Origin of the sequence: Microcoleus sp. CZ3-B2 (genome assembly GCF_036705055.1) — a bacterium.
In the GTDB taxonomy this organism is placed as follows: Bacteria; Cyanobacteriota; Cyanobacteriia; order Cyanobacteriales; family Microcoleaceae; genus Microcoleus.
Genome location: NZ_JAUBTN010000115.1, coordinates 1 through 7,825, shown reverse-complemented (window position 1 = coordinate 7,825; position 7,825 = coordinate 1). Strand labels below are relative to the sequence as shown.

The following is a 7,825-nucleotide window of genomic DNA, read 5'->3' as shown; positions in this document are numbered from 1 at the left end:
ACTAATGACTAATGACTAATGACTAATGACTAATGACTAATGACTAATGACTAATGACTAATGACTAATGACTAATGTTAAATTCTACAAACTACCTCAAACAATGAGATTGATCAATCCAAAAATAGACTTTGCGTTCAAAAAAATATTTGCTTCCAGCGACAGCAAAGACATCCTAATTAATTTTTTAAACGCCATCCTTTATGAAGCACAGCCAGTCATCGAAGACTTAGAAATAATCAAATCCCAACCAGGAAATCAAACTTTCGGAGTAGACACACAACTAGATGTCAAAGCCACAATAAACGGCGACCGAATCGCCCTCATTGAAATTCAAGTAATCAACGTCCCTTCCTTCGGAACCAGAGTTTTGTACAACGCAGCTAAAACCTACAGCCTGCAATTAACACGAGAAGAACGCTACGAAAGACTCAAAACAGTAATTTCTTTAAAAATTGCCGACTTTGAAATGTTTGGAAACCAACCAGAATTTCTGACGCGATTTGTTTTCAAAGAAAAAGAGCAACAGTTTGACTATCCCGATACTGAAATAGAATTAGTATTTATAGAACTGCCCAAATTCACTAAAGAATTAGCAGAATTAGAAACCATCGCAGACCGATGGATTTACCTTCTCAAAAACACCAGCACTTTGGATACAGTACCAGAAACACTGAGTGCAGTCCCCGAAATTGAGAAAGCATTGAGAATGGCCAGCGAAGACAATTTTACTCAGGAAGAATTAAATGAATTACAGAACCAAGAACTGTGGATTGAAGACCAGCAGATTGCCATAGAGTTAGCAAAAGAACAGGTAACAAAAGCCGCTCATCTATCGTTAATTTTGCGTCAAGTCGTGCGGCGTTTAGGCACAATCCAACCAGAAACCGAAAACTGCATCCGTCAATTAGGCGTGCAGGAATTACAAGAATTAGGAGATGCCGTCCTGGATTTTCAACAGCAGTCAGACTTGACAGCCTGGTTGCAGGCTAATGCAATATGAATAACATTCTCGAACGGAAAATTATCGTCCCATATTTATGTTATGAAAATTAAGAAAACCAATTGGAAATATATTTTTTGGCTGGGCCCCCTCCTCATCGCAGCAGGTTTAACAGCAGCATTTGTATCCGCAGCATGGGAACCCCTGACAGTCGGTTTAGTTATTGCCGGAACGGTGACGATCGCACTTTGGCTGCTATATTTAACTCACGAACAAGGCTTTTGGGGGCAGCGTTCCACCCAAGCCGGCACCAACGCCCTAATTGCTACCACCGCAGTATTTGTGATTCTCGGAGTAATTAACTTCATCGCATTTCGCTATCCCCTCCGCATCGACTTAACCGAAAGCCAACAGTTTACCCTCGCCCCCCAGACTCAACAAATACTGCAAAACCTCCAACAACCAGTCAAAGTATGGGTATTTGACCCCATTCAAAATCCCCAAACAAAAGAATTGCTACAAAGCTACAAACGCGAGGGAGGTTCCAAGTTCCAATACGAATTTGTAGACCCGCAGGCGCAACCGGGAAAAGCCAGGGAATTTAGCATTACCAGCATTGGAGAAGTTTACCTGCAATCGGGCGACAAAAAACAAGAGCTGCAAAAAGGCGGCACAGCTTTTGGTAGCGACCCAAATCAAGGTCTTTCAGAGATCAAACTTACCAATGGCTTAGAAGAAATTCTGAGCACTCGCGTTCCTACAGTTTACTTTTTGCAAGGTAAAGGAACGCGCCCGCTGAAAGAAGGTCAAGGCGGAATTGAGCAAGCCCAAAAAGCTCTGAAAGATAAATACTATAACGCCCAAACGCTAAATTTTGCCGAACGCCAAGAAGTTCCCGAAGATGCAGATGCTTTAATTATTGCTGGGCCAGAAAAACCGTTTGTCGATGCAGAAATTAAAGCGCTAAAGGCTTATCTCGATCGCGGCGGCAGTTTATTCTTAATGGTAGACCCAGCAATTAATACCGGATTAGACAAATTTCTGCAAGAATGGGGCCTAAAATTAGACACCCGTTTGGTCATCGATGCTTCCGGCGGCGGTCAAAGATTCGGTCTGGGCCCGACGGTTCCCACAGTCAGGCGCTACGGCGACAATCCGATTACTAAAAGTTTCGGCACCGGCATTTCATTTTATCCGTTTGCGCGTGCTTTGGAAACCACGCCCGTAGCAGGGATAGAAGAACAACCGCTGCTGTGGACGAGTCAGGAAAGTTGGGCGGAAAGCGATTTGACGACTAAGAAATTGGAGTTCGATCAGAAGACCGATCGACAAGGCCCGTTATTATTAGGTGTGGCTTTAGTGCGATCGGGCGCTGACAGCACTCCCTTAAAACCCTCACCCTCGCCTTCTCCATCTCCGACAACATCCCCATCTCCAACAACATCGCCGACAGATTCTCCATCGCCGACAACTTCACCATCTCCAACAACATCCCCATCTCCAACAACATCCCCATCTCCAACAACATCGCCATCTCCAACAACATCCCCATCTCCAACAACATCGCCGACAGCTTCCCCAATTAGCTACTCGGTGATTGTCTCCCAAGAAGCTACGCCGCCAGTATTACCGACAGCTTCCCCAACACCCACAACATCTCCCGAAAGTTCCCCAACGCCCACACCATCTCCCACAACATCTCCCACAACATCTCCCACACCATCTCCCACACCATCTCCGAAGCCAACCACAACTCCTTCTGTACCATCAAGTTCTCAAAAAATATCGCGCATGGTAGTAATTGGCACATCTCAATTTGTGACTAACGGTTGGTTTGAGCAACAACTCAATAGTGACGTATTTCTCAACTCTGTCAGTTGGTTGAGTAAACCAGACCAACAAAGCCTTTCTATAAGTCCGAAAAAATCTACCAACCGTCGCATTAATATGACGGTCATCCAAATAGGATTGCTGATTTTAGCTTGGCTAGTTTGGCCCTTACTCGGACTGGTAATAGGCGGCACTATTTGGTGGAAGAGGAGATGATGAAGAGTCATTAGTCCTTAGTCATTAGTCATTGGTCATCAGTCATTAGTTATTAGTTATTAGTTAAGCTTTTGTGCATTCAGATTGTATGTTTAGGGCGGGCTTTCCTGCCCAACCCCTACTACCCACAACAGCGAAACTGTATTTCACCATGCAAATTAAATGCGGATTAGCTGATGAGTTATTTGTTATTTGTTCTTTACTAGCAATTAACAATTACCAATGCCCAATGCCCAATCCCTCCGCTTCGCGCTCGCCCTGCGCGGGCCAATCCCTCCGCTTCGCGCTCGCCCTGCGCGGGCCAATCCCTCCGCTTCGCTCCGCCCAATGCCCAATGCCCAATGCCCAATTCCCAGTTATTATGAAATTGCAGAAAAATACATTTGTATTGATAGCCGTCGCGCTAAGCATGATTGGGTTCGTTTCTGTGTACGAAATGCAGGTATCTCCCAAGCAGGAAGAGGCGAAGGAAAACAAACATAAAATTTTTAATTTTAAGTCCGATCGCATACAATTCTTTACAGTAAAAACTCCCGAAAGAATCTTGACTTTTGAGCGAGTTTATGCTACAAAAGGAGGCAAGTCTAGCTGGGAAATGAAATTGCCGGTGCAAGGGCAGGCGAGTGAGGCTTCGGTGGATTTTTTGCTAGACAGGCTGGCGACAGGAAAGAGCGATCGCACGATTAATACTACCGCGGCTAAACTCCCAGAATACGGTCTAGACAAACCCCAAGCTACAGTCACAGTCAAGCTGGACAACCAGGAAACTCACCGTTTAGTTTTAGGCAAAACAGACTTTAGCGGCCGCTTCTTGTACGCTCTAGCCAATCCGGGGGAAGCGCCCCCTCAAAATTCAGCCGAAAATTTGCCCGTGCTGCTAGTGCCTTTTGACTTTAAAAATGCTGTCAATCGACCTTTGTCAGAATGGAAAAAAGCAGAAGCACCCAAACCAGAGAAATCACCAACACCATCTCCTACTCCAAGTCCTGAGAATCAATAGTTGGGGAGTTGATCGAACTCGATCGCGCGACACAAAACATTCAGACTTACCCAAGAGCACTCTGAGATAGAATTGAAAGAACAAATCCCAAAACCTGTTACATCGAACATTCCTCGCCTAAAATACAGAAAAGTCTAAAGTTAAACTGTATTCAAGCGGCGTGCATTAACCCCAGGAAAGGGCGAATATGTTTCAGACAGCACTCAACCAAGGTACGACAGCAACGGATACAGCGCTTGACGTTGAACTCCGCAAGGTCTTTAAGGTATTTAACGGCGAAACCGCAGTTCGCGGAGTTGACATCAGCATTCGACAAGGAGAATTTTTTAGCATTCTCGGCCCCTCCGGCTGCGGTAAGACTACGACGCTGCGTTTAATCGCTGGCTTCGAGACTCCCTCGGCGGGCGAATTGATGATTCGCGGCCAGTCGATGACCAACACTCCAGCTTACCGCCGTCCGGTAAATACCGTGTTTCAAAGCTACGCTTTGTTCGGACACATGAATGTCTGGGACAATATCGCTTTTGGATTGCGGATTAAAAAGCTCGGAAAAACGGAAATAGAAGAACGGGTAAAAGAAGTTTTGCAATTGGTGAAAATGGAATCTTTCGCCAATCGGTTTCCCGGTCAAATGTCGGGCGGCCAGCAGCAGCGGGTGGCTTTGGCGAGAGCTCTGGTAAATCGACCGGCGGTACTACTGCTGGATGAACCGCTGGGGGCTCTGGATTTGAAGTTGCGGAAGCAGATGCAGTTGGAACTGTCGAATTTGCATCAAGAATTAGGCTTGACTTTTGTGATGGTGACTCACGATCAAGAAGAGGCGATGAGTCTGTCAGACAGGATTGCGGTGATGCACGAGGGCCGAATTGAGCAAATCGGTTCACCCGAAGAAATTTATGAGTGTCCGCAGACGGCTTTTGTGGCGGATTTTATTGGGGATACGAATTTGTTTTCTGGTACGGTGGAGTCGATCGACCGATCGACTCTCACAGTTCGCACCTCGGCCAATCTGAAAATAATCGTTCAGCAGTCAGATATGTGGAATGGTGTCACAGGCGACTCTGTGGTGGTCAGCGTCCGGCCGGAAAAAGTATATTTGAATCTATACCAGCCGGAAGTGTCGGTCAACTGTTTTGAAGGGCGGCTCAAAAATACTATGTACATGGGCACTCACGTTCATTACGTGGTTGAGTTGACCTCTGGCGATAAAATTACGGTGCGCCAGCCAAATACCGGCGGCTCTTTCCCAGACCAAAACACGCCGATTTATGCCTACTGGGGAACTACTGATTGCCTTGCTTTGGGCGATCGATCCTAATGAGGGAGAGGGGGAGAATGGGAGAGGGGGAGAGAGGGAGAGGGGGAGAATGGGAGAGGGGGAAAATGGGAAAATAGGAGAATGCCCAATGCCCAATTCCCAATGCCCAATTCCCAATTCCCAATTCTCAATGCCCAATTCTCAATGCCCAATGCCCAATGCCCAATTCCCAATTCCCAATTCCCAATTCCCAATCCCCAATTCCCCAATCTAAAATCTAAAATCTAAAATCTAAAATCAAACTGTGCCTCCGACAAATCTACCAATTTCCAGGATTTTCCCGGCTAATTCGACACGCCGTCAGTTCCTAAAAAATTCGGCGGCGACAATTTCCGGCTTAGCCCTTTCGAGTTGCGGCTGGCGACTGGCAGACGTACAATCTGCTCCTCCCGTCACAGGTTCTGCCGACCAACTGTTCATCTATACGTGGGCTGGCTATACCGATAAAGCTTTGCTCGATCGCTTTGCCGAAAAAACAGGCATTCGCGTAGTAGCCGACGTGTTTAGTTCCAACGAAGAAATGCTGGCTAGAGTTCAAGCCGGCGGCGGCCGCGCCTACAGCATCATTTACCCGTCTGACTACATGGTGGTTCAGATGACGGAACTGGAGCTGTTGACTAAATTAGACCACTCGATTTTGGGCGGACTCGATCGGCTCAAAAAACAGTTCCAAAACCCTGTCTACGACCCAGGAAACCGCTACAGCGTCCCTTTGAGTTGGGGAACCACAGGCTTGATTTACAACAGCGAACAACTCAAAGAAGCTCCGGTCGATTGGAACTATTTGTGGCAACACAAACAGGAGCTAGCAAGACGAATGACGCTAGCAAGCGATGTTCGAGAAGTCATGGGTGCTGCGTTGCGGATGCTTGGCTATTCCCTCAATTCTACGAACCCAGAGCAAGTCAAAAAAGCTTACGAAAAGTTGGTGGAACTCAAACCCGCGATCGCATCTTTTACCACAGATGCTTGGCGGCCGCAAATGCTGACTGGCGATTTGAAGATAGCCATGTGTTATTCTTCTGATGCTAATGAAGTAATTCCAGATAACGATAAATTGAAATATATCGTGCCAAAAAGCGGTTCTTCTTTGTGGACAGACACTTTAGTAATTCCCAAAGGTGCTCCCAATCCCGAAGCAGCTTATAAATGGATTAACTTTATGCTGCAAGCCGATATCGCTGCTTCTTTAGTAGAAAGGCTCAGTTTTTCAACTCCTTCGGAAGATGCTTTTAGTTTGTTAACGCCGGAAGTCCGCGAAAACGAAATTCTTTTCCCCTCGGAAGCTGTTTTAAGAAATTGCGAAGGTGTTGCTCCGGTAGGGAAATTTATGGAAGTGTACGATCGCTATTGGACTAAATTAACCAGCGGCTGATCCTCACCTGTAGGGCGGACTTTACACGCAATCTCTGACTTTTATCCAAATTTTACATCAATCCGCCCCCACAGTCGATCGCCCGCTGCAGCATCGCTCCGTATTATATCCGCGTTAATCCGCGTTAATCAGCGGTTAAAAAATCAAAACTATTATTTATGGCTGTTTCCACCAAAGCTCCCCCTCCGATTCCTCCCACATCTCCCGCAAAAGCTGAAACTCGCTCCCCGTGGTCATCGTGGGCTGGGCCGCTAGCATTGCTCGGCCCTTCTGGCTTGTTCCTAGTTTTATTATTAGTAATACCAACTCTGGTAATTTTTCAGCTTAGCTTAGTACCAAACATTAAGCCAGGAGATTTGGTGAATCCTTCGGGAATCGGCAACTATCTGCGAGTGTTTGAACCGCTGAATTTGCAGGTGATGGGTCGATCGCTCTTTTTCGCAACTGGAACTACCATACTCTGTTTGGTGCTGGGATTTCCCGTCGCTTACTGGATAGCCCTCAATGTCTCGCCGAAGTGGCGGAATTTAACATTGTTGGGCTTTGTGTTGCCGCTGTGGACTTCTTCGCTGTTGCGATCGTATGCTTGGATTACAATACTGCGTCCTACAGGCGTTCTCAACTCGGTCTTAGCCCTTGTAGGCATCCCTCCTCTAGAATTGTTAAATCAAAGTTCCGCCGTTCTCATCGGCATGGCTTACAGCTATTTGCCTTATATCGTAACAATTCTCTACGCTTCTTTGGAAAAGCTCGATCGCAGATTGTTAGAAGCATCTCAAGATTTGGGCGCGAATCCAGTAGAAACTTTCTGGAAAGTGACAGTACCTCAAACAATGCCGGGAATTGCAGCAGGCTCTTTGCTAGTATTTATTAGCTGTTTGGGCGATTTTGTCGATCCCGAATTGCTCGGTGGAGCTTCCAGCATGACAGCCGCTCGTTTGATTTACAATCAGTTTTTGGGAGCAACACAAAATTGGGGGCTGGGTTCGGCTCTGAGTATGGTATTAATTTTTGCAGTGAGTATCGGAATTGCCCTTTTGCTCAAATATGGCGATCGTAATGCAGTTTAGTCAGTAGTTATTGGTTATTGGTTATTGGTTATTGGTTATTGGTTATTGGTTATTGGTTATTGGTTATTGGTTA

The 7,825-nt window shown here is 46.2% G+C and carries 7 protein-coding genes and 1 pseudogene; 7 read left to right on the top strand and 1 reads right to left on the bottom strand.

From position 1 onward, the window contains the following. Positions 1-67: 67 nt before the first annotated feature. The 4 genes from QUA97_RS27620 to QUA97_RS27605 all read left to right on the top strand — a co-directional run bounded on the left by QUA97_RS27620 (position 68) and on the right by QUA97_RS27605 (position 5,307). Positions 68-1,003: an Rpn family recombination-promoting nuclease/putative transposase gene (locus QUA97_RS27620; RefSeq protein WP_228050416.1), complete on the top strand. Its 936-nt coding sequence runs from the start codon at positions 68-70 to the stop codon at positions 1,001-1,003. 42 nt (positions 1,004-1,045) lie between these two features. Next, positions 1,046-2,989 (top strand): GldG family protein, encoded by a 1,944-nt coding sequence (locus QUA97_RS27615; protein ID WP_194071217.1) that lies wholly within the window; start codon positions 1,046-1,048, stop codon positions 2,987-2,989. Positions 2,990-3,323: 334 nt separating this feature from the next. After that, positions 3,324-3,989, top strand: a complete 666-nt coding sequence (locus tag QUA97_RS27610; RefSeq protein ID WP_333197478.1) for a DUF4340 domain-containing protein — start codon at positions 3,324-3,326, stop codon at positions 3,987-3,989. A 187-nt stretch (positions 3,990-4,176) separates the two neighbouring features. Continuing rightward, positions 4,177-5,307, top strand: a complete 1,131-nt coding sequence (locus QUA97_RS27605; RefSeq protein WP_194071218.1) for an ABC transporter ATP-binding protein — start codon at positions 4,177-4,179, stop codon at positions 5,305-5,307. Here QUA97_RS27605 and QUA97_RS27600 read toward each other — a convergent pair. Continuing rightward, positions 5,304-5,516 (bottom strand): hypothetical protein, encoded by a 213-nt coding sequence (locus tag QUA97_RS27600; RefSeq protein WP_333197475.1) that lies wholly within the window; start codon positions 5,514-5,516, stop codon positions 5,304-5,306. The two genes, QUA97_RS27605 and QUA97_RS27600, sit on opposite strands and share 4 nt — an antisense overlap. Positions 5,517-5,551: 35 nt before the next feature. Between QUA97_RS27600 and QUA97_RS27595 the strand changes: the two genes are divergently transcribed. The 3 genes and pseudogenes from QUA97_RS27595 to QUA97_RS28430 all read left to right on the top strand — a co-directional run. Then, positions 5,552-6,682, top strand: a complete 1,131-nt coding sequence (locus tag QUA97_RS27595; protein ID WP_194071275.1) for an ABC transporter substrate-binding protein — start codon at positions 5,552-5,554, stop codon at positions 6,680-6,682. Positions 6,683-6,840: 158 nt separating this feature from the next. After that, on the top strand, positions 6,841-7,752 hold the full coding sequence (locus tag QUA97_RS27590) for an ABC transporter permease (protein ID WP_194071274.1): 912 nt from the start codon (positions 6,841-6,843) through the stop codon (positions 7,750-7,752). Positions 7,753-7,761: 9 nt separating this feature from the next. Further along, a pseudogene (locus QUA97_RS28430) lies at positions 7,762-7,825 on the top strand (D-galactonate transporter); the annotation flags it as partial.

Excerpts from the sequence above, each read along its gene's own strand:
- QUA97_RS27590 (WP_194071274.1), top strand. The coding sequence starts at position 6,841 with ATGGCTGTTTCCACCAAAGCTCCCCCTCCGATTCCTCCCACATCTCCC.
- QUA97_RS27620 (WP_228050416.1), top strand. The coding sequence starts at position 68 with ATGACTAATGTTAAATTCTACAAACTACCTCAAACAATGAGATTGATC.
- QUA97_RS27615 (WP_194071217.1), top strand. The coding sequence starts at position 1,046 with ATGAAAATTAAGAAAACCAATTGGAAATATATTTTTTGGCTGGGCCCC.
- QUA97_RS27610 (WP_333197478.1), top strand. The coding sequence starts at position 3,324 with ATGCCCAATGCCCAATTCCCAGTTATTATGAAATTGCAGAAAAATACA.
- QUA97_RS27605 (WP_194071218.1), top strand. The coding sequence starts at position 4,177 with ATGTTTCAGACAGCACTCAACCAAGGTACGACAGCAACGGATACAGCG.